Here is a 19,865-nt window from a genome sequence, read left to right as displayed (position 1 = left end):
TGGTCTTTTTTGTATTCCGGACAAAGTTCTTTCTGTCGTTTCGGCCGGTATGCTACAGTCAAAAACCGGGCCAGAAGCCTTGGGCCTTCTGACCCTTATATTTTACACAATACAATATAGAGGACAACCGTGAATCGTTATTTGTTAAGTGCATTGACCCTGAGTTTGCTGGCTGGCGTGTCCGGCATGGCTGGCGCCGCTGATTCTGCCAAGAAAGCCGCTGTCGCTCCCGCCACGGCCGTCGCCGCTGCGGCGCTGACGTCCGGTATCGCCATCGAATACGTCGACCCTGCCGTGCGCGCGCAGGACGACCTGTTCCAGCACCTGAATGGTAAATGGCTGGCGGAAACTGTCATTCCTGCCGATAAGTCGAGCTGGGGCAGCTTTGCCAAGCTGGCCGACGATACGCAAACCCAGCTGCGCGGCATCGTCGAAGGTGCGAGCGCCGACAAGGCCCGCGCGGCCGGCTCGAATGCCCAGAAAATCGGTGATTTTTATACCAGCTTCATGGATGAAGCCAAGCTGGAAAGCCTGGGCCTGACCCCCTTGAACGCGGAGCTGGCGAAGATCGCCGCGCTGCAGGACAAGGCGGAGTTGCCTGCCGTCATCGCTCATTTCAGCAAGCTGGGCGTGACCTCGCCTTACGACTTCGGCATCCACCAGGACGCCAAGGATTCCACCAAATACGTGGCCGACATCGTGCAAAGCGGCCTGGGCTTGCCTGACCGCGATTACTACCTGGAAGAAGGCAAGGCCGATACGCGCGCCAAGTACCTGGCCCACGTGGAAAAAATGCTCAGCCTGGCCGGCGATGCGAATGCTGCTGCCAACGCCAAGGCTATCCTCGCGCTGGAAACGGAACTGGCAAAGGCGCAATGGAGCAATGTGCAGAACCGCGATCCCGTCAAGACCTACAACAAGGTGGAGTTGGCGAAACTGGCCGCCCTGGCGCCAGGCTACGACTGGGCCCGCTACCTGAAGGACACGGGCATTGCCGGCAAGGTCAATTATGTGATCGTCAGCCAGCCCAGCTACCTGAAAGGCTTTGCCGAGATCGCCAACAAGACGCCGCTGGACACATGGAAAGCGTATTTCCAGTGGCACTTGCTGCACGCCAACGCCGGCTACCTTCCGAAAGCGTATGTCGATGAAAACTTCGCGTTTTATGGCACCACCCTGACGGGCGTGACGGAAATGCGTCCGCGCTGGAAACGCGGCGTGGGCGCCGTCGAAGGCGCGCTGGGCGAAGCCGTGGGCCAGCTGTACGTCGAGCAATATTTCCCGGCCGAGCGCAAGGTGCGCATGGAAGCGCTGGTGAAAAACCTGATGACGGCCTACAAGCAAAGCATCGACAAGCTCGACTGGATGAGCCCTGTTACCAAGAAACAGGCGCAGATCAAGCTGGCCAAGTTCACCACCAAGATCGGCTATCCGAACAAATGGCGCGATTACTCGGGCCTGACGGTGACGCCGGACGATTTGATCGGCAACATCCAGCGTTCGCACTTGCTTAACTACAACCGCGAATTGAACAAGCTGGGCCAGCCTATCGACCGCGACGAGTGGGGCATGACGCCGCAAACCGTGAATGCTTATTACAACCCGGAACTGAACGAAATCGTCTTCCCTGCCGCCATCCTGCAAGCGCCGTTCTTCGACGCCAATGCGGACGATGCCGTCAACTATGGCGCCATCGGCGGCGTGATCGGTCATGAAATCAGCCACGGCTTCGATGACCAGGGCGCCCAGTACGATGGCGACGGCAACCTGCGCGACTGGTGGACCAAGGCCGACCATAAAAACTTCGCCAAGAAAACCAAGCAGCTGGTGGCGCAGTACAACAGTTTCAGCCCCGTCAAGGGCCACTTCGTCAACGGCGAACTGACCCTGGGCGAGAACATCGCCGACAATTCCGGCGTGGCGATTGCCTACAAAGCGTATAAATTGTCGCTGAATGGCAAGAAAGCCCCTGTCATCGACGGTTTCACGGGCGAGCAGCGCTTCTATGCGGGCTTTGCCCAGGTCTGGCGCATGAAGATGCGCGAAGCGCAGCAACTGGTCTTGCTGAAAACGGACCCGCACTCGCCAGGCCAGTTCCGCGCCAACGGTACCATGCGCAACCAGCCCGGCTTCTATCAAGCCTTCGACGTGAAACCGGGCGACAAGATGTATCTGCCACCGAAAGACCGCGTCATCATGTGGTAAGACGGTTGTCCCAGGCATAAGTTGCCAGCCGCCCCGCGCAAGCCGGGCGGCTTTTTTACATCGGGTGATCTGGCACAAACTGCGGGCGAAAAAAAACCGCCCATCCGGGCGGTTCCTGGTCCAGCGCGCTGGCTGAATTATTTGGCAGGCTCGGCTGCAGGAGCAGCGCCGTCAGCGGCAGCGGCCGGTGCCGGCACTTCCGGTTCCTTGAATTTGCCGCCCGAAGCGTTGGCCATGTAGACCACGGCGCGCGCCACTTCTACATCGTCGAGGTCGGGATTGCCGCCCTTGGCCGGCATCGCGCGCAAGCCTACGATGGCGTGCTTCAGGACCGTATCGTAGCCCTGGGCCAGACGGGCCGACCAGCTGCCCGCGTCGCCAAACTTCGGTGCACCGGCCACGCCGGCGCCATGGCACGCCACGCAGGTGGCTGTGTAGACGGCTTCGCCGCCTTGCAGCACCTTCGGACCGCTGGCATCCTTGAAGGTAAAGCCGGCGTTGGCCACGGGGCTCAAGCGTTCGGCAATGGCTTCCGGCGACTGGCTGTCCGTCCCCGCACCCGTCAGTTTTTGCGCCGTGACGAACTGCACCAGCAGGATGATGCCAATGACGGTGATGAGGAAGAAGCCAGCTACGGCGGCAAGCAGTTGTTTAGGCGTTTTGATCGCTGATTGTTGTTCGTTATGTGCGTCGCTCATGATGTCCTTAGTCCAGATTTGAAACTGATGGCCGTGTAAGGTAGCATTTTTACATGCTTGTATGTAAACCTTTATGAAACCCACAATTATAGGCACAAAAATTGAGCAGTGACATGCAATTGCCAGCGATACGACAGTTTCCGTAGACGTAGGTAAAGAAAAACGGTATCCTTCGCATCACTTCAGAAATTCCCCCTACGCGGCTGTAGCTCAGTGGATAGAGTATTGGCCTCCGAAGCCAAGGGTCGTGGGTTCGATCCCCGCCAGCCGCACCAGACAAATCAAGACTCCCGTTTTATCCAGTCAGCATTGCCATGCTGGCTGCATGCCGCATCCCCACTCCCACTATTACTTCCGCAAGCCTGACAAGGTCTATCGCTGCTTGCCAGGGATGCCACTCTTTGTGCGTCGCTTACCCGAAAACGCCCCTGACGTACTTGCCGTTATCGCTTTGCAAGCTCCAGTATCCGCCCGACGCCGATATCAAAATTGATATCGAAACTGTGGAAAAATTGATTGGAGGGATTATCGTCCAGCCCCTAAGATCAATGCCGAGCATGCGAACGACATGCAAGCAGCATGACAATATCAATACAGTCTCTGGAGATTCATGATACGCAACACCATCGGCCCGCTCGCGGCCACTTCTCCTCATCGTCCATTCAACTTGAAGGCCGCCGTTGTGGCATCGGCCGGTATCGGCCTGCTGAGCACGGCTTCGGCATGGGCGCAGGACGCGGTGGTGGCGGACGCCAGTGGCGAGCCTGCGGCGGAAGTGTCAGTCGTGACCGTCAGCGGGGTGCGCCGCGCCGACAGCATCGCCGGCCTGGCCGACGCACCGAGCCGCGAAATCAAAGATAAATTGTTCCAGCGCCGTATGTATGCGATCCGCCGGAATTCCGCAGCTTCTGGGCCAAGGAGTCCGCCGACTTGCTCGACCCGTTTTCGTGGAGCACGTCGCCCGAGCCCGTGTTTGCTACCTGCTACGAGCACGGCAACTATGGCCCCGGCCACAACAGCTGCACCAAGGCCGGCGGCGACGTATTGCTGGTGTACCATGCCCGCACCTACCCGGACATCGTCGGCGACCCGCTGTGGAATCCGGTTCGCCACACGTTTGTCAAACCGCGGCGCCGGGATGCGCAAGGCATGCCCGTGTTTGGCCGCTCATCGACCCTGTAAAACCTGGACCCTACGCCATGACCCCAGTTAATTCTGTTTCTGTGACGCAAGCGCCGTTCGGCATCCTGCCCGACGGCCAGCAGGTAACCGTCTTTACCCTGACGAACCGCCGCGGCATGCAAGTCAAAGTGCTCGACTTTGGCGCCATCATCAGCGAAATCCACGTGCCCGACCGCGACGGCAACTTTGCCGACGTGGTGCTGGGTTTCGAGCGTATCGAGCCCTACCTGGCCAACAGCGCTTTCCTGGGCGCCGTCATCGGGCGCTTCGGCAACCGCATCGCGGCAGGACGTTTCCATCTCGATGGAATGGATTACCAGTTGGCCGTCAACAACGCGCCGAATCACTTGCATGGTGGCAACCAGGGCTTTCACCAGGTCATGTGGCAGGCTGAGCCGTTCACCAGGGATGAGGCGGTCGGCGTGACGTTGACGCGCAGCAGCCCGCACGGCGAGGATGGCTATCCGGGCAAGCTCGACGTCACCGTCGTGTACGAACTGGACAACGACAACGCGCTGAGCCTGCGTTACCACGCCGTGACGGACCAGGCCACGCCCGTCAACCTGACCAACCATAGCTATTTCAACCTGGCGGGGCAGGGCACTATCCTCGGCCACGCGCTGACGATCAACGCGGACCGCTACCTGCCCGTCGATGCCGGGTCCATCCCCACGGGCGAACTGGCGGACGTGTCCGGCACGCCGTTCGACTTGCGCCAGAGCACCGTCATCGGCGGCCGCATCGATTTGCCGCATGAGCAGATCCGCATCGGCCGTGGCTACGACCATAACTTTGTGCTCAATCAACAGGCAGATCAAGGGCTGAACCTGGCCGCCAGCGTGCGCGATCCCGTGTCGGGGCGCGTGATGCAGGTGTACACGCAGGAGCCTGGCATCCAGTTTTATTCCGGCAATTTCCTCGACGGCAGCCAGCACGGCAAGCAGGGCCCCATTCGCTACCGCGGCGCGCTGTGCCTGGAAACCCAGCATTTCCCGGATGCGCCGAACCAGCCCCACTTCCCCAGCACCATTTTGCGCCCGGATCAGGTGTATCGGACGCAAACCGTGTACCGCTTTTCTGCAGAATAATCGTCGCAGCTCCCGGGGTCTGACCCGGCGGGTCAGACCCCAAATACCTTCCACGCCCTGCCGCCACGCGCCCGCAGGGCGTTTTCATTGGGACATGCCGATACCGTTTTCGATATCGGAACGCATTAAAAATTGATTGGAAAGGCATGGCTGGATTCTTTAGTATTCCAACATCGCTGCCCGGGCCGACGACCTTAGATCCGGCACGGCACAACCAGGAGAATGGCATGTCTGAGACAAAAAAGAAGGTTGCCCTGCGCTCGGCCGAGTGGTTTGGCTCGCAGGACAAGAATGGCTTCATGTACCGCAGCTGGATGAAAAACCAGGGCATACCTGACCACGAATTCCATGGCAAGCCCATCATCGGCATCTGCAATACCTGGTCCGAACTGACCCCCTGCAACGCGCATTTCCGCCAGCTGGCAGAACACGTCAAGCGCGGCATCCTGGAAGCGGGCGGTTTCCCCGTGGAATTCCCTGTCTTCTCGAATGGCGAGTCGAATCTGCGTCCGACAGCCATGCTGACGCGCAACCTGGCCTCGATGGACGTGGAAGAATCGATCCGAGGCAACCCGATGGACGCCGTCGTGCTGCTGGTGGGCTGCGACAAGACCACGCCTGCGCTGTTGATGGGCGCGGCCAGTGTCGACATTCCCACCATCGTCGTCAGCGGCGGCCCCATGCTGAACGGCAAGCTCAACGGCAAGGACATCGGCTCCGGCACGGCCGTGTGGCAGTTGCACGAGCAGATGAAGGCCGGTTCCATCACCCTGCACCAGTTCATGTCGGCCGAGTCCGGCATGTCGCGCTCGGCCGGTACCTGCAACACCATGGGCACGGCCTCGACCATGGCCAGCATGGCCGAAGCACTAGGCACGTCCCTGCCGCACAACGCGGCCATTCCCGCCGTCGACTCGCGCCGCTACGTGCTGGCGCACATGTCGGGCATCCGCATCGTCGAAATGGTGCACGAAGACCTGCGCCTGTCGAAAGTGCTGACGCGTGCAGCGTTTGAAAACGCCATCAAGGTCAACGCCGCCATCGGTGGCTCGACCAATGCCGTGATCCACCTGAAGGCGATTGCCGGACGCATCGGCGTGCCCCTGGAGCTGGAAGACTGGACCCGTGTGGGCCGTGGCACGCCGACCATCGTCGACTTGCTGCCGTCGGGCCGTTTCCTGATGGAAGAGTTTTACTATGCAGGCGGCTTGCCCGCCGTGATACGCCGCCTGGGCGAAGGCGATTTGCTGCCGCACAAGAATGCCTTGACCGTGAACGGCAAGTCGATCTGGGACAATTGCGTCGAAGCACCGATCTACAACGATGAAGTGGTGCGCACCTTGGACAACCCGCTGCTGGCCGATGGCGGCATTTGCGTGCTGCGCGGCAATCTGGCGCCTCGCGGCGCCGTCCTGAAACCGTCGGCCGCCTCGCCGCATTTGATGCAGCACCGGGGCAAGGCCGTCGTCTTCGAGGATTTCGAACATTACAAATCGCGCATTCTTGATCCGGACCTCGATGTCGATGCCGACTCCGTGCTGGTCATGAAAAATTGCGGCCCGAAAGGCTACCCCGGCATGGCCGAAGTGGGCAACATGGGCTTGCCGCCGAAGCTGCTGGCGCAAGGCATCACCGACATGGTGCGCATCTCGGACGCGCGCATGAGCGGTACGGCCTACGGCACGGTCGTCTTGCACGTGGCGCCGGAAGCCATGGCGGGCGGCCCGCTGGGCATCGTCAGGGATGGCGACATGATCGCCCTCGATTGCCACGCCGGCAGCCTGAATATCGACATCAGCGACGCGGAAATCGCCGAGCGCCTGGCGAAGCGCGAGCTGGGCAGCGCGCCCGGGCCGAAGAGCGGCTACCAGCAGCTGTACATCGAACACGTGTTGCAGGCCGACGAAGGCTGCGATTTCGACTTCCTGGTCGGCAATCGCGGTTCAGCCGTGCCGCGCCACTCACACTAAGCGGAGAATCCCATGCTGTTGCTGCAATTTACGAATGAACATCGCGGGCGTCTCGTCGGCCTGCTGCAAGACGACCAGATCCGCGTCATCGAAGGCTACAACACGACGTATGCGCTGGCGCAAGACGCCATCCGCAAAAAGGTCAGTCTGGCGGAACTGGTCAACGCCAGCGTCGGCAACAGCATGCATTCCTATGCTGACGTGGCCGCTGCCGGACGTGTGCTGCCGCCGCTGGACCACGCCGATGAAGCGCACTGCTATGTGACGGGTACGGGCCTGACCCATTTGGGTAGCGCCGGTGCGCGCGACGCCATGCACAAGAAGATAGGCGGCGACGCGGAGTCGCTCAGCGATTCGATGAAAATGTTCCGCCTGGGCGTGGAAGGCGGCAAGCCTGAAGCCGGCACGGCCGGCGCCCAGCCCGAGTGGTTCTATAAAGGCGACGGTTCCATCGTGCGCGCCAGCGGCCAGTCGCTGCGCATGCCGGATTTCGCCCTCGATGGCGGCGAAGAGCCGGAAATCGCCGGCCTGTACGTGATTGGCGACGACGGCCAGCCCTACCGCGTTGGCTATGCCATCGGCAATGAATTCTCGGACCACGTCACGGAACGCCAGAATTATCTGTACCTGGCCCACTCGAAGCTGCGCATGTGCAGCGTGGGTCCGGCCCTGCTGGTGGGCGAATTGCCCGCGCACATCGCCGGCGCCTCGCGCGTGTTGGACACGGCCGGCAATGTGCGCTGGGAAAAGGCCTTTGTCAGCGGCGAAGACAATATGTCGCACACGATTGCCAACCTGGAACACCATCATTTCAAGTATCCGCTGTTCAAGCGCCCTGGCGACGTGCACGTGCACTTCTTCGGCACGGCTACCTTGAGCTTTGCCGATGGCGTGAGCGTGGCGCCGGGCGAAACCTTTGAAATCGAAGCGCCTGCCTTTGGCCCCGCCCTGCGCAACCGCCTCGACGTCTTCCCAACCGAATTTGCGAAAGTGAGCACATTATGAGTTTCAATATCACCGGTGATGCATTGATCGGCGGCGTCGCCGTCAAGGGCAATGGCGGCTCCTTCGAAGCGTGGGACCCGGCCGCGCGCGCACACATCGCGCCCGCCTTCCACATGGTGGACGTAGCGCAAATCGACGAGGCTTGCCGTCTGGCGCAAGCGGCGTTCGACCCTTTCCGCGCCACCACGGATGCGCAGCGTGCCGATTTCCTGGACACCATCGCCGCGCAAATCCTCGAACTGGGCGACGAGCTGATCGTGCGCGCCATGACGGAAAGCGGCTTGCCGCGCGCGCGCCTGGAAGGCGAACGCGGCCGCACGGTGGGTCAATTGAAATTGTTTGCCGGCTTGCTGCGCGAAGGCTCGTGGACCGATGCGCGCATCGATTCGGCCTTGCCCGAGCGCGTGCCGCCGCGTCCAGACTTGCGCCTGCGCATGATAGGCCTGGGTCCCGTCGCCGTGTTTGCAGCGAGCAATTTCCCGCTGGCCTTCTCGGTCGCGGGCGGCGATACGGCCTCGGCCCTGGCGGCTGGTTGCCCCGTCGTGCTGAAGGCCCACTCGGCGCATCCGGGCACGTCGGAGCTGGTGGCGCGCGCCATCGTCAAGGCGATTGCCGTTTGCCAGCTGCCGGCCGGCGTGTTCGCCTTGCTGACGGGCACGGGCAACGGTATCGGCCAGGCGCTGGTGGCCCATCCGGCCATCCAGGCCGTGGGTTTTACGGGATCGCGTTCGGGCGGCATCGCCCTGATGAAGGTGGCGGCCGAACGTGCGCAACCGATACCTGTCTATGCTGAAATGAGCAGCATCAACCCCGTGTTTGTGCTGCCGCAAGCCTTGGCTGCCCGTGGTGCGGCCATTGCCAGCGGCTTTGCCGCCTCGCTGACGATGGGCGTGGGCCAGTTCTGCACCAATCCCGGCCTGGTGCTGGGCCTGGCCGGCGCTGACTTTACGGCCTTTGCCGCTGCCGCCGCCGAAGCGCTGGCGCCGGCCCCGGCCGCCACCATGTTGACGGCCGGCATCGCCAGCAGCTATGCCAAGGGCGTGGCCGCGCTGGCGCAGCACGCCGACGTGACATCGCTGGTGCAAAATGTGGGCGAGGAAGGCAAGGGTGCCGCCGCCCTGTTCGTCACTTCGGGCGAGGCGTTTTTGGCCAGGCATGACTTGCGCGACGAAGTCTTCGGCCCGGCCTCCCTGCTGGTGGCTTGCCGCGACATGGAACAATTGCTGGCGATTACGGAAAGCCTGGAAGGCCAGCTGACGGCCACCCTGCAAATGGAGGCGGGCGACCTGGAAGACGCGCGCCGTTTGCTGCCCGTGCTGGAACGCCGCGTGGGCCGCATCCTGGCCAACGGTTTCCCGACGGGCGTGGAAGTGTCGACGGCCATGGTGCACGGCGGCCCGTTCCCCGCCACCTCGGACGGCCGCAGCACGTCCGTGGGCACGGCGGCCATCAACCGCTTCCTGCGCCCCGTGTCGTACCAGAACCTGCCGCAGGACTTGCTGCCGGAAGCGCTGCGCGATGATAATCGGCTGGGGATATGGCGCCGCAAGGATGGCGTGCTGGGCAAGGAGTAACAACACGGCGCGCCGCATGCGATTGCGGTTCGCTGCTGTTGCACGTTGTACATAAAAAATAAACAGGTGGAGACAAGATGAAGCAATTGGCGAAATATGGCAGCTTGCAGGGCAAGCGCGTGTTCATCACGGGTGGTGGCAGCGGCATCGGCGAATCTCTGGTGGCCGAGTTTGCCGCCCAGGGCGCGCTGGTGGCGTTTGTCGATATCGCAGTGGAAGCGAGCGAGGCCCTGTGCCGCCGCCTGGCCGAAGCGGGCATGATGGCGCCCTTGTTCCGTCATTGCGACATTACGGATATTGCCTCCTTGCAAGCCGTCATGGCGGAACTGGCCGAGCAATTGGGCGACTTCGATATCCTCGTCAACAATGCGGCCAACGACCAGCGCCACCAGGCGCAGGACGTGACCCTGGAATACTGGAACGAGCGCATTGCGATCAATCAACGTCCCATGTTCTTTACTTGCCAGGCTGTCTTCGAGGGCATGAAACGCAAGGGCGGCGGTTCCATCATCAATGTCAGCTCGATTTCCTGGCACATGAAGTCGGGCGGCTATCCCGTGTATGCCACCACCAAGGCGGCTGTCGTGGGTCTGACGCGGGGCCTGGCGCGCGATTATGGCGCCCACAATATCCGCGTCAACACGGTCACGCCCGGCTGGGTCATGACGCAGCGCCAGATCGACCTGTGGGTCGACGAGGCGGCGGAAGTGGAAATCAAGAAAAGCCAATGCTTGCCAAGCAAGCTGATGCCACAGGACATCGCCGCCATGGTGCTGTTCCTCGCTTCCGATGACGGAGCGATGTGCTCCAGTCAAGAGTTCATCGTCGACGCCGGCTGGGTCTGAGAAAACTTCCAGGGCGTTGCTGCAGGGTCGGATGTCATCGTACTGATGTACCAGCGTACTGTCTTCGACCCTGCGCCTGGCCATGGCCGCCGGTAGCACCTTCTCGGCGCCCGTCAATGTCACCATCGCCGAACACTTGGGCACGGGTATCTGCGAAGGCATGTGGGTGGTGCCCGACTCTTCCATTCCAAACACCAAGGGCTGACGCAATCGACGTGCTGCACACGTGCGTGACGGCGGACAACTACATGCAGAAACGCAAGGTCCTGCCCATGACGTGGGATAAGGATGGCTGGCCGCAAGTCAATGCGCGCGGCTTGAACCGCGATCAAAGCCGCCAATGAGCGGCCGCCAAACGGTACGGAGGCAGGAGATGTGTGCCAGGTGATACGCAAATCGGTATCGCAAGCGAAAAAGAATTGATTGGATGGCTATGTTGCTTTCTCCTACCATTGCTTCATAAAAAAACCGCCCATCCGGCATCCGGCTGTGATGGTATTCCAAAAAAAACTGGAGACAAGAATGACATTGACACGCCGCACACTCCTCGCCAGCGCCATGCTGCTGGCCTTTTCCGCCACCACCTTCGCTACCTCGTCCGCCTTCGCCGCCAAGCCCCTGGTCATGGGCTTTTCGCAGGTAGGCGCCGAGAGCGAGTGGCGCACCGCCAATACCGTCTCCATCAAGGATGCAGCCAAGAAAGACGGTGTCACCCTGAAATTTGCCGACGCGCAGCAAAAGCAGGAAAACCAGGTCAAGGCCCTGCGCTCCTTCATCGCGCAAAAGGTCGACGTGATCGCCTTCTCGCCTGTCGTTGAATCCGGCTGGGATACGGTCTTGCGCGAAGCCAAGGCCGCCAAGATTCCCGTCATCCTGACGGACCGCGCCGTCAATGTGGCCGACAAATCGCTGTACGTGACCTTCATCGGTTCCGACTTCGTGGAAGAGGGCCGCCGCGCCGGACAATGGCTGCTTGAGCACGCCAAGAAAACCCCGGACGCCACCTTGAACATCGTCGAACTGCAGGGTACGGTGGGTTCCGCCCCGGCCATCGACCGCAAGGAAGGCTTCCAGGAAGTCATCGGCAAGAATCCCAAGCTGAAGATCATCCGTTCGCAAACGGGCGACTTTACGCGCGCCAAGGGCAAGGAAGTGATGGAAGCTTTCCTGAAGGCCGAAGGCAAGAAGATCAACGTGCTGTATGCGCACAATGACGACATGGCCATCGGCGCCATCCAGGCCATCGAAGAAGCGGGCATGAAGCCGGGCAAGGACATCATCATCATCTCCATCGATGGCGTGAAAGGCGCATTCGAAGCCATGATCGCCGGCAAGCTGAATGTCACCGTGGAATGCAGCCCGCTGCTGGGCCCGCAACTGATGTCCATCGCCCGCGATGTGGTGGCCGGTAAACCCGTGCCAGCGCGCATCACGACGGTGGAAGGCGTGTTCCCTGCCGAGGTGGCCGCCAAGGAATTCCCGAACCGTAAGTACTAAGCTTGCCGCATGATGAAGACGCAAGCGCATCACAACGCCGCGCCAGCCCCCCTGCTGGAGTTGCGCGGCATCAGCAAATCCTTTCCCGGCGTCAAAGCCCTCAGCGATGTTGCCCTGCGCCTGTATCCGGGTGAAGTGCATACCTTGATGGGGCAAAACGGCGCCGGAAAGTCGACCCTGATCAAGGTGCTGACGGGCGTCTATACGCCCGACAGCGGCCAGATCCTGCTCGACGGCAAAGCCATCGCCCCAGCGTCCACGTCGGACGCGCAGGCGCTCGGCATCAGCACCGTGTATCAGGAAGTCAATCTGTGCCCGAACCTGTCGGTGGCGGAAAACATTTTTATCGGCCGTTATCCACGCCGCTTTGGCATCATCGATTGGCGTGCCATGCAGCAACAGGCGCGTGCCTTGCTGCAGCAATTGCAGATCGATATCGACGTCACGGCGCAATTGTCCAGCTTCCCGCTGGCCATCCAGCAAATGGTGGCCATTTCGCGCGCGCTGAACATTTCGGCCCGCGTGCTGATCCTCGACGAACCCACGTCCAGCCTGGACGAGGCGGAAGTCAGTCTGCTGTTTTCCGTGCTGCGCCGCCTGCGCGAGCAGGGCATGGCGATCCTGTTCGTCACCCACTTTCTGGACCAGACCTACGCCATTTCCGACCGCATCACGGTGATGCGCAACGGCGAGCGGGAAGGGGAATACGCGTGCAGCGAGCTGTCGCGCCTGGCACTGGTGAATAAAATGATCGGCGTGGCGGCCGACACGCAGGAACAAGCGCTGGATCTGGCGCAGGACGCGGGCGGCGCCAGCTTTGGCCCCACCGTGCTGGAGGCGCAGGGCCTGGGCCGCAAGGGCGCCTTGCTGCCCATGGATTTCCACATCCGCCAGGGCGAATTGCTGGGCCTGGCGGGCTTGCTGGGCTCGGGCCGTACCGAGCTGGCGCGATTGCTGTTCGGCGCCGACAAGGCCGATTCCGGCAGCATCACCATGCAGGGCAAGCCGCGCCAGTTCAGCGTGCCGCGCGACGCGATTGCGCACGATATCGGCTTTTGCTCGGAAGACCGCAAGCACGAGGGGGCGATTTTGTCGCTGTCCGTGCGCGAAAACATCATCCTGGCTTTGCAAGCCCGCACAGGTTTGCTGCGCGCAATCCCGTTCAAACGCCAGCAGGCGCTGGCCGACGAATATGTGAAGGCGCTGGGCATCAAGACGGCCAGCATCGAGACGCCGATCGGCAGCTTGTCGGGCGGCAATCAACAAAAGGCCTTGCTGGCGCGCTGGCTGCTGACCTCGCCCGCCATGCTGATTTTAGACGAACCGACGCGCGGCATCGACGTGCGCGCCAAGCAGGAAATCATGACTTATGTGAGCAAGCTGTGTCGCAAGGGCATGGCGATTCTGTTCATTTCGTCCGAGCTGCCCGAAGTGCTGCGCTGCAGCGACCGTATCGTCGTCATGCGCGATCGCAAGGCTTGCGGCGACTATGCGCGTGGCGAACTGGACGACAGTTCCGTGCTGCAAGTGATCGCCGGAGATGCCACATGAGTTTATCCACACCCTCCAGCGCGGCATTGACGCGTGCGGCTTCCCTTACGAATGCTTCCATGTTGCAGAGTGTCTTGCACCACCCTTTGAGCCGCCCCCTGGCCGCGTTGCTGTTGCTGCTGCTGGTCGACTTCTTTGCCATCCCAGGCTTTTTTCATCTGGAAATCCGTGACGGTCACCTGTACGGCAGCGTGATCGACATCGTCAACCGCGCCGCACCCTTGATGCTGGCCGCGCTGGGCATGACCCTGGTGATTGCCACGCGCGGCATCGATATTTCCGTGGGCGCCGTCGTGGCCCTGTCCGGCACCGTGGCCGCCATGCTGATCGGCGGCACCATGGTGATGGAGAATGGCGTGGCGACGTATGTGAGCAACATCCCCATGGGCTGGGCCCTGGCGGCGGCCCTGGGCGCGGCCTTGCTGTGCGGCGCCTGGAATGGCGTGCTGGTAGCCGGCCTGGGCTTGCAGCCCATCGTCGCTACCCTGATTCTGATGGTGGCGGGGCGGGGCCTGGCGCAGCTGTTGACGGATGGGCAAATCGTCACCGTCTACTATCAACCGTACTTCTTCATCGGCAGCGGTTACCTGTTCGGCTTGCCCTTTTCCCTGTTCCTCGTAGCGGCGGTCTTCCTCATCACGGCCGTGCTGATGCGCAAGACTGCGCTGGGCCTGTTCATCCAGGCTGCCGGCATCAATCCTGTCGCCGCCCGCCTGGCCGGCATCAAGACGGCAACCCTGATCTTTTTCGTCTACGTGTTTTGCGCCGCCTGCGCGGGCTTGTCGGGGCTGATGATCAGCTCGAACATCAAGAGCGCGGACGCGAACAATGCTGGCCTGATGCTGGAACTTGACGCCATCCTGGCCGTCACTCTGGGAGGGACGTCCCTGGCCGGCGGCAAGTTCAGTCTCGTGGGCAGCATGATCGGCGCGCTCATCATCCAGACCCTCACCTACACCATCTATTCGCTGGGCGTGCCGCCGGAAGTGAACATGGTCGTCAAGTCGGTCGTCGTGTTCCTCGTCTGCCTGTCGCAATCGTCGGAATTCAAGCAATTGCTACAACGGAGAAAAGCATGAAGGGCTTGCTGCACACCCCGTATTTCACTTCGCTCGTCACCGTGCTGCTGTTGGTGGTGATGCTGGGCCTGGGCGGCGCCGCCTATCCGGGCTTGCTGTCGACGCAAGTGATCTTTAACCTGTTGATCGATAACGCCTTTTTGCTGGTGATCGCCGTCGGCATGACCTTCGTCATCGTTTCCGGCGGCATCGATCTGTCCGTCGGGTCCGTGCTGGCCCTGTCGACCATGATCGCCGCCTGGCTGCTCCACGTGGCGCACTGGCCGCCGCTGCTGGTGATCGCCACCGTGCTGGCGCTTGGCACCATCTTTGGTGCCGGCATGGGTGCGCTGATCCATTATTTCAAATTGCAGCCATTCATCGTCACCCTGGCCGGCATGTTTCTGGCGCGCGGTCTGTGCTATTTGATCAGCATCAATTCCATCACCATCGATAACCCGCTGTTCGTGGCCATGTCGCAGACGCAATTGGGGCTCTTGGGCGGCTTTGTCTCGCCCGGCGTGGTGATTGCCGTGATCACTTTGCTGCTGGCCATCTGGCTGGCGCACGCCACGCCGTTCGGGCGCGCCGTGTATGCGATAGGCGGCAATGAACAGTCGGCCCTGATGATGGGCTTGCCCGTAGGCCGCACCAAGGTGCTGATATACGCCTTCAGCGGCTTTTGCGCCTCGCTGGGCGGTGTGCTGTTTTCGTTTTACATGCTGTCCGGCTATGGCTTGCATGCGCAAGGCACGGAGCTCGATGCGATTGCCGCCGTCGTCATCGGCGGCACCCTGCTCAGCGGCGGCTACGGCTACGTGGCGGGCGCCCTGTCCGGCGTGCTGGTGCTGGGCACCATCCAGACCCTGATCGCCTTCGACGGCACGCTCAGCTCGTGGTGGACCAAGATCGTCATTGGCGGCCTGCTGTTCGTCTTTTGCGTCGTGCAGAGATTGATGGCCATGGGCCAGAAAAATACCAAGGGGAGTTAAGCTTTATGTTGAAGTAACACACACTTGCGTACAAGCCGGACGGCGGCATCGAGTTCATCCATCAAACGGCTGGCCCCGCAGCTAATCCCGGCGCCGCCTGCAAGGCAACCTGAACGCTTGCTGACGATGGACCAGACACACCGATATCAGTAGTATCGATATTGAATTAAAACTGATATCGATCATGATATGATTTATTGATGGATACCCTCAACCCCAACTGGTTCTTGCGAGCCCGCCTGAAGACGCGGCAATTGCTGCTGTTGATCGCCCTGGATGAGCAGCGCAACATCCACCGCGCGGCGGAAGAATTGCACATGACGCAGCCGGCCGCGTCCAAGCAAATCAAGGACCTGGAAGAGATGCTCGACGTGCGCCTGTTTGACCGCTTGCCGCGCGGCATGGAGCCGACCATCTACGGCGAGACGATGATACGCCACGCGCGCATGGCCCTGACGAGCCTGTCGCTGGCGCATGACGATATCGTGGCCCTGAAGTCGGGCTTGACGGGCCAGGTGGAAGTGGGCGTCATCATGACGCCGGCCATGGCCTTGCTGCCGCGCGCGATTGCCCGCATCAAGCAGCAGGCGCCGCTGATGCGCATCGGCGTGCACCTGGAGCACAGCAACACCCTGATGGACATGCTGCAGCATGGCACGCTGGACTTCATGATCGGGCGCATCCTGGAAAAGGAAAGCAGCGCCGGCCTCATCTACGAGGAGTTGACGGAAGAGCCGGCCAGCGCCGTGGCGCGCAATGGCCACCCGCTGCTGTCACGCAAGAATCTGCAATTGAAGGATTTGGCGGGCCAGCCGTGGATCTTGCCGCCGCAGGGCAGCATCCTGCGCCACCGCTTCGACATGATGTTCCGCCGCGCCAGCCTGGAACCGCCCGTCGACGTGGTCGACACCACCGCCTTGCTCTTGATCACGTCCTTGCTGCAGCAAACGGATTCCCTGCACGTGATGCCGACGGAAGTGGCGCATTACTACGAATCGTTGAACGTGCTGAGCATCCTGCCCATCGAGCTGCCGTGCAAGATGGATGCCTTCGGCATCATCCGCCAGCAGGATCATCTGCTGTCGCCGGGCGCGGATATGCTTTTAAAAGCTGTGCGGGCCACGGCGGCGGATATGTATTGACACGACGCGGTGGTGGCTGTGTCGGATTACGCGTTCCGCTAATCCGACCTACGCATGGTCCCGTGACAGGTAGGTCGGATTAGTCCGCAGGGCGTAATCCGACAACACCGGCGCAGCATGCTTAATCGGGCACTTCAAAAAAGAACAGCTGCACCAATCGCCCATTCTCCGGCGTGTCGCCAAACACATTGCTGATCGAGTGAAAGTAATGGCCCTTGTAGACGATCAGGCGGTTGTGGCGCATGGGTACTTCCAGCAGCGCTTGCCAACTGTCGCGCTGTTCCTGCAAGTCGTTGAATTTCTGCACTTTATTGTTTGGCAGCCAGCGCTTCTGGAAATCCTTGAAGCTGGCGTAGCCGCCCGCCTTGACGTCCGCCTCGGGCAAGCGCCGATACCAGCCGCTGGGCTGGTGGCGCCAGAAGGTGGTGCCGCCCTGGCACTGCTCGGGCGGGTTCAAATACAGCACGCCCGCATAGAAATTGAAATTATTCCCCGTCTCGTTGTCCACATGGATATCCGTGCGCGCCATCGCGTCCGCATAGCTGAGGCGGTAGGAGCCATTGTCGGGCGAAATGAAACGGATGGGGCGGTCCAGCGCCGTGGCGATGCGTTCCATGATGGCTTGGCAAGGCTGGCCCGCCGTCTGGCTGCCCGGATAGTTCTGTCCCGCATAGCGCTGCTGCTCAAATGGTAAAGCCAGCGCCTGCGCGCGCCAGGCGGCCGGATCGGGCAGGAAATCGTCGAGGATGTGCAAGTCCGTTTCGCGCAGGAAGTCCTGCAGCGATGGCGCGGCATCGATCGGTGTCAACGTTTCCGCGTGGTCCGCTTGCGGACTGGCAAAGCCGATGCTGCATATTTGCGCCAGCGCCGGGTGCAGCGCGATACCCTGCGCATAGCGGGCCAGCGCCAGTTCCTGCTGGCCCGTGCGGTAATACATCTCGGCCAGTCCCTGCAGGTTTTGCCAGCGTTCGGGACGCAAGGCATGGGCGCGTTCGAGTTCCACGATGGCTTCGGGCAGGCGCAGCTTGGAAAGCAGTAATTCGGAATGCACGATGGCGAAATCGTGTTCGTGCGGCGCCAGCCGCGCCGCCGTGGCGTAGCTGGCCAGCGCCGCTTCGCTATCCGTACCGCGCAACACATTGCCCAGGTTGTAGTGGAACAAGGCATTGTCGGGTTGTTGCTTGAGCGACAATTTCAGCAAGCCCAGGCCAATGGTGGCCTGGCCCAGTTCCAGCATGGCCAGGCCCTGGAAATGCTGGGCTTCCACCAGGGCCTGGTCCAGTTTATAGGCGGCTTGGTAGGCATTGATCGCTTCAATCAGCTTGCCCGCCTGGTGCAGCCGTTGCCCGTTTGCCAGATGTTGTTCCGCCAGTGTCTGTTCGCCCATGTCCCGATCCCGATGCAATGTGGCGAACAGTGTAACGCAAAGGCCCCGGTGCTTACAGCGCTTGCTGCACAGGAATTTCCTGCCCGTTCAGCTTGATCGCCACCTTGACGATCTGCGCCTTGACCTGGTTACTGGCCATGTCCGCTTCCTGAGCGTAGGCATACACGATGATGGCGAAGTCCTTGTAGCCGCTGCGCGCCGCCTCGATCTTGCGCGCCGCCTCCTGGTCCACTTTCAGCAGCGAGTAGCCGTCGCCATTCGTGAACGCCAGCTTGTAGTCGCCGTTGTCGTACATGTAGTAATACGTGCCCGCTTCGGCGAATTTGGCGGGGAAGGCGGCCTTGTCCATGGCATACGGCGACAGCGCGCCCTGGCCATTGATCTGGTAGCGCAGGTAGCGTTTGGTTTTCGCTTCGCTGACCTTGGCGTCGATCTGCGGTTTCAGCGCGTCGAGCACTTCCTGCTTGCGGAAGGCGTCGTTGCTGCCCGCATATTCGCGCGAGACGCGCTGCGCCACGGCCGCATAGTCGGGCGGTACGCCGGACAGGGCGATGTAGCTGTACATCAACTGGTTGCCGCTGCTGATGTCGACATAGCTGGCGCTTGGCGTGGCAGTGTCCGCTTGTGGCAGGCTGGCGGCAGCCGCCTTGACTTGCGCCTTGGCGGCCAGGTCGGCCACGCTGGTGGCGGGCGCGGCGACGGTCGGTGTGGCGTTATTGTGCTCGGTCTTGCCGCAGGCGGACAGGATCAGGGCGATGGCGAGCAGGGCGGGCAGGGTAGCTTGCATGATATTTCCTTCAGGATGAGTGTGCGGGAGGTTGTCGGGATTAGCCGATGGTCTTGCGTTTGTACTCGCCGACGCCGTAAGCGGCCAGGACGATGGAAGAGGCCAGCACCAGGTAAAAACCGATGCCGAAGGACAAGCCTTGCCACACTTGTCCCAGCATTTCGCTGGCCATCTGCTCGGCCATGCGGGCCGCGCGGCTACCCATGATGCCGCCCATGGCGTTGCCCGCATCGCTGACGGCGCCCTTGATTTTGATGAACAGCAAGCTGCTGTGGATGACGACGAACAGCAGCGGCGCGCACTTGCCCAGCGCCGCTTTCGGGTGGCTGCTGGCCATGGTGGCGCAGCAGCCGGCAATGGCCAGCAGGAAGAAAAATTGTGCGGAAGTAAAACCGCCGCCGCCATCGCGGGCGAAGCTTTCCAGGCTGTCGGCGGACAGGCCCAGCAACTGCCAATAGGTGCGCGAGACGGAAGCGAACAAACGGATGCCGATGGTGTTGAAGACAAAGGCACCGGCGATCAATACACCCAGGCTTGCCAGCACCTTGATGCCCAGGGCCGCGACGGCCTGGCCCCACAGTTGCTGACCCTTGTCGCGCGCCAGTTTCGCCGCGCCGGCCATCTCTTCCTGCGCCAGTTGCTGCGTCGCCACGGCGCTGACGGTGACGAGGCTGCCCGCGTCATCGAAGCGCACGTCGACGACGGCGTTGATGGCGGGCGCCACGTCCGAGCGCCAGTGCGTGGCCACGTCGAACGCATGTTGAATGCCGGCCACGCTGACGGAACCTTGTCCGCTTGTTTGGTAGGCGAGGATGCGGCCCCGTTGGCCGGTGGTCATGGTTGCTGCTGGGATCGATGTTTGCATGGGATTTCCCTGGTCACTG

17 protein-coding genes and 1 tRNA gene are annotated in these 19,865 nt (G+C 61.6%); 14 read left to right on the top strand and 4 right to left on the bottom strand.

The features are described from left to right. Positions 1-186: 186 nt before the first annotated feature. Complete coding sequence (locus C8C89_RS03670) at positions 187-2,205, top strand: M13-type metalloendopeptidase (RefSeq protein WP_243858242.1); 2,019 nt, start codon at positions 187-189, stop codon at positions 2,203-2,205. A gap of 137 nt (positions 2,206-2,342) precedes the next feature. Here C8C89_RS03670 and C8C89_RS03665 read toward each other — a convergent pair whose 3' ends face one another. After that, on the bottom strand, positions 2,343-2,903 hold the full coding sequence (locus C8C89_RS03665; RefSeq protein ID WP_133988916.1) for a c-type cytochrome: 561 nt from the start codon (positions 2,901-2,903) through the stop codon (positions 2,343-2,345). 199 nt (positions 2,904-3,102) lie between these two features. Here C8C89_RS03665 and C8C89_RS03660 point away from each other — a divergent pair. The 13 genes from C8C89_RS03660 (at position 3,103) to C8C89_RS03605 (ending at position 16,807) form a co-directional block, all read left to right on the top strand. Further along, positions 3,103-3,178, top strand: a tRNA-Arg gene (locus C8C89_RS03660). A gap of 586 nt (positions 3,179-3,764) precedes the next feature. Beyond that, on the top strand, positions 3,765-4,085 hold the full coding sequence (locus C8C89_RS03655; RefSeq protein ID WP_133988915.1) for a family 43 glycosylhydrolase: 321 nt from the start codon (positions 3,765-3,767) through the stop codon (positions 4,083-4,085). A gap of 17 nt (positions 4,086-4,102) precedes the next feature. Then, positions 4,103-5,173: an aldose epimerase family protein gene (locus tag C8C89_RS03650; RefSeq protein WP_133988914.1), complete on the top strand. Its 1,071-nt coding sequence runs from the start codon at positions 4,103-4,105 to the stop codon at positions 5,171-5,173. 227 nt (positions 5,174-5,400) lie between these two features. Beyond that, positions 5,401-7,143, top strand: coding sequence for an IlvD/Edd family dehydratase (locus C8C89_RS03645; protein ID WP_101483453.1), 1,743 nt, complete (start codon positions 5,401-5,403; stop codon positions 7,141-7,143). Positions 7,144-7,155: 12 nt separating this feature from the next. After that, positions 7,156-8,148 (top strand): AraD1 family protein, encoded by a 993-nt coding sequence (gene araD1, locus C8C89_RS03640; protein ID WP_133988913.1) that lies wholly within the window; start codon positions 7,156-7,158, stop codon positions 8,146-8,148. Next, positions 8,145-9,722, top strand: coding sequence for an aldehyde dehydrogenase (NADP(+)) (locus tag C8C89_RS03635; protein WP_133988912.1), 1,578 nt, complete (start codon positions 8,145-8,147; stop codon positions 9,720-9,722). The genes araD1 and C8C89_RS03635 overlap by 4 nt, the downstream gene beginning before the upstream one ends. Before the next feature lie 77 nt (positions 9,723-9,799). Next, positions 9,800-10,567, top strand: coding sequence for an SDR family oxidoreductase (locus C8C89_RS03630; protein ID WP_101483456.1), 768 nt, complete (start codon positions 9,800-9,802; stop codon positions 10,565-10,567). Between the two features lie 82 nt (positions 10,568-10,649). Continuing rightward, entirely contained in the window at positions 10,650-10,772 is a 123-nt protein-coding gene (locus C8C89_RS27485) for a hypothetical protein (RefSeq protein WP_257562752.1), read from the top strand. 317 nt (positions 10,773-11,089) lie between these two features. Further along, on the top strand, positions 11,090-12,064 hold the full coding sequence (locus C8C89_RS03625; RefSeq protein WP_071079903.1) for an ABC transporter substrate-binding protein: 975 nt from the start codon (positions 11,090-11,092) through the stop codon (positions 12,062-12,064). A 9-nt stretch (positions 12,065-12,073) separates the two neighbouring features. After that, on the top strand, positions 12,074-13,615 hold the full coding sequence (locus C8C89_RS03620) for a sugar ABC transporter ATP-binding protein (RefSeq protein WP_243857888.1): 1,542 nt from the start codon (positions 12,074-12,076) through the stop codon (positions 13,613-13,615). Positions 13,616-13,674: 59 nt separating this feature from the next. Beyond that, the gene (locus C8C89_RS03615) at positions 13,675-14,694 is read left to right on the top strand and encodes an ABC transporter permease (RefSeq protein WP_243858240.1); all 1,020 of its coding nucleotides are present in this window, start codon (positions 13,675-13,677) and stop codon (positions 14,692-14,694) included. Continuing rightward, entirely contained in the window at positions 14,691-15,665 is a 975-nt protein-coding gene (yjfF, locus tag C8C89_RS03610) for a galactofuranose ABC transporter, permease protein YjfF (protein WP_101483458.1), read from the top strand. Before C8C89_RS03615 ends, yjfF begins: the two co-directional genes overlap by 4 nt. Before the next feature lie 200 nt (positions 15,666-15,865). Further along, positions 15,866-16,807: a LysR family transcriptional regulator gene (locus C8C89_RS03605; RefSeq protein WP_035823672.1), complete on the top strand. Its 942-nt coding sequence runs from the start codon at positions 15,866-15,868 to the stop codon at positions 16,805-16,807. Positions 16,808-16,928: 121 nt separating this feature from the next. On the opposite strand, the gene C8C89_RS03600 is transcribed toward C8C89_RS03605, so the two are convergent. Genes C8C89_RS03600 through C8C89_RS03590 form a run of 3 tightly spaced genes read right to left on the bottom strand, consistent with a single transcriptional unit; the run spans position 16,929 to position 19,846 of the window. After that, entirely contained in the window at positions 16,929-18,194 is a 1,266-nt protein-coding gene (locus tag C8C89_RS03600) for a DUF6445 family protein (RefSeq protein ID WP_133988910.1), read from the bottom strand. A gap of 52 nt (positions 18,195-18,246) precedes the next feature. Continuing rightward, positions 18,247-18,981, bottom strand: a complete 735-nt coding sequence (locus tag C8C89_RS03595) for a hypothetical protein (protein WP_133988909.1) — start codon at positions 18,979-18,981, stop codon at positions 18,247-18,249. Positions 18,982-19,021: 40 nt separating this feature from the next. Next, entirely contained in the window at positions 19,022-19,846 is an 825-nt protein-coding gene (locus C8C89_RS03590; protein WP_133988908.1) for a hypothetical protein, read from the bottom strand. Between the last annotated feature and the right edge of the window lie 19 nt (positions 19,847-19,865).

Origin of the sequence: Janthinobacterium sp. 75, from assembly GCF_004365495.1 — a bacterium.
Taxonomy (GTDB): Bacteria; Pseudomonadota; Gammaproteobacteria; order Burkholderiales; family Burkholderiaceae_D; genus Janthinobacterium.
The sequence above is the reverse complement of the archived record's forward strand: the minus strand, read 5'-3'. Positions and strand labels throughout refer to the sequence as shown.

What these genes read in the sequence shown, in the direction of transcription:
- C8C89_RS03615 (WP_243858240.1), top strand. Translation starts at nt 13,675, where the DNA reads ATGTTGCAGAGTGTCTTGCACCACCCTTTGAGCCGCCCCCTGGCCGCG.
- C8C89_RS27485 (WP_257562752.1), top strand. Translation starts at nt 10,650, where the DNA reads ATGGCCGCCGGTAGCACCTTCTCGGCGCCCGTCAATGTCACCATCGCC.
- araD1 (WP_133988913.1), top strand. Translation starts at nt 7,156, where the DNA reads ATGCTGTTGCTGCAATTTACGAATGAACATCGCGGGCGTCTCGTCGGC.
- C8C89_RS03605 (WP_035823672.1), top strand. Translation starts at nt 15,866, where the DNA reads ATGGATACCCTCAACCCCAACTGGTTCTTGCGAGCCCGCCTGAAGACG.
- C8C89_RS03665 (WP_133988916.1), bottom strand. Translation starts at nt 2,903, where the DNA reads ATGAGCGACGCACATAACGAACAACAATCAGCGATCAAAACGCCTAAA.
- yjfF (WP_101483458.1), top strand. Translation starts at nt 14,691, where the DNA reads ATGAAGGGCTTGCTGCACACCCCGTATTTCACTTCGCTCGTCACCGTG.
- C8C89_RS03590 (WP_133988908.1), bottom strand. Translation starts at nt 19,846, where the DNA reads ATGCAAACATCGATCCCAGCAGCAACCATGACCACCGGCCAACGGGGC.
- C8C89_RS03635 (WP_133988912.1), top strand. Translation starts at nt 8,145, where the DNA reads ATGAGTTTCAATATCACCGGTGATGCATTGATCGGCGGCGTCGCCGTC.
- C8C89_RS03670 (WP_243858242.1), top strand. Translation starts at nt 187, where the DNA reads ATGGCTGGCGCCGCTGATTCTGCCAAGAAAGCCGCTGTCGCTCCCGCC.
- C8C89_RS03625 (WP_071079903.1), top strand. Translation starts at nt 11,090, where the DNA reads ATGACATTGACACGCCGCACACTCCTCGCCAGCGCCATGCTGCTGGCC.
- C8C89_RS03645 (WP_101483453.1), top strand. Translation starts at nt 5,401, where the DNA reads ATGTCTGAGACAAAAAAGAAGGTTGCCCTGCGCTCGGCCGAGTGGTTT.
- C8C89_RS03630 (WP_101483456.1), top strand. Translation starts at nt 9,800, where the DNA reads ATGAAGCAATTGGCGAAATATGGCAGCTTGCAGGGCAAGCGCGTGTTC.
- C8C89_RS03620 (WP_243857888.1), top strand. Translation starts at nt 12,074, where the DNA reads ATGATGAAGACGCAAGCGCATCACAACGCCGCGCCAGCCCCCCTGCTG.
- C8C89_RS03600 (WP_133988910.1), bottom strand. Translation starts at nt 18,194, where the DNA reads ATGGGCGAACAGACACTGGCGGAACAACATCTGGCAAACGGGCAACGG.
- C8C89_RS03650 (WP_133988914.1), top strand. Translation starts at nt 4,103, where the DNA reads ATGACCCCAGTTAATTCTGTTTCTGTGACGCAAGCGCCGTTCGGCATC.
- C8C89_RS03595 (WP_133988909.1), bottom strand. Translation starts at nt 18,981, where the DNA reads ATGCAAGCTACCCTGCCCGCCCTGCTCGCCATCGCCCTGATCCTGTCC.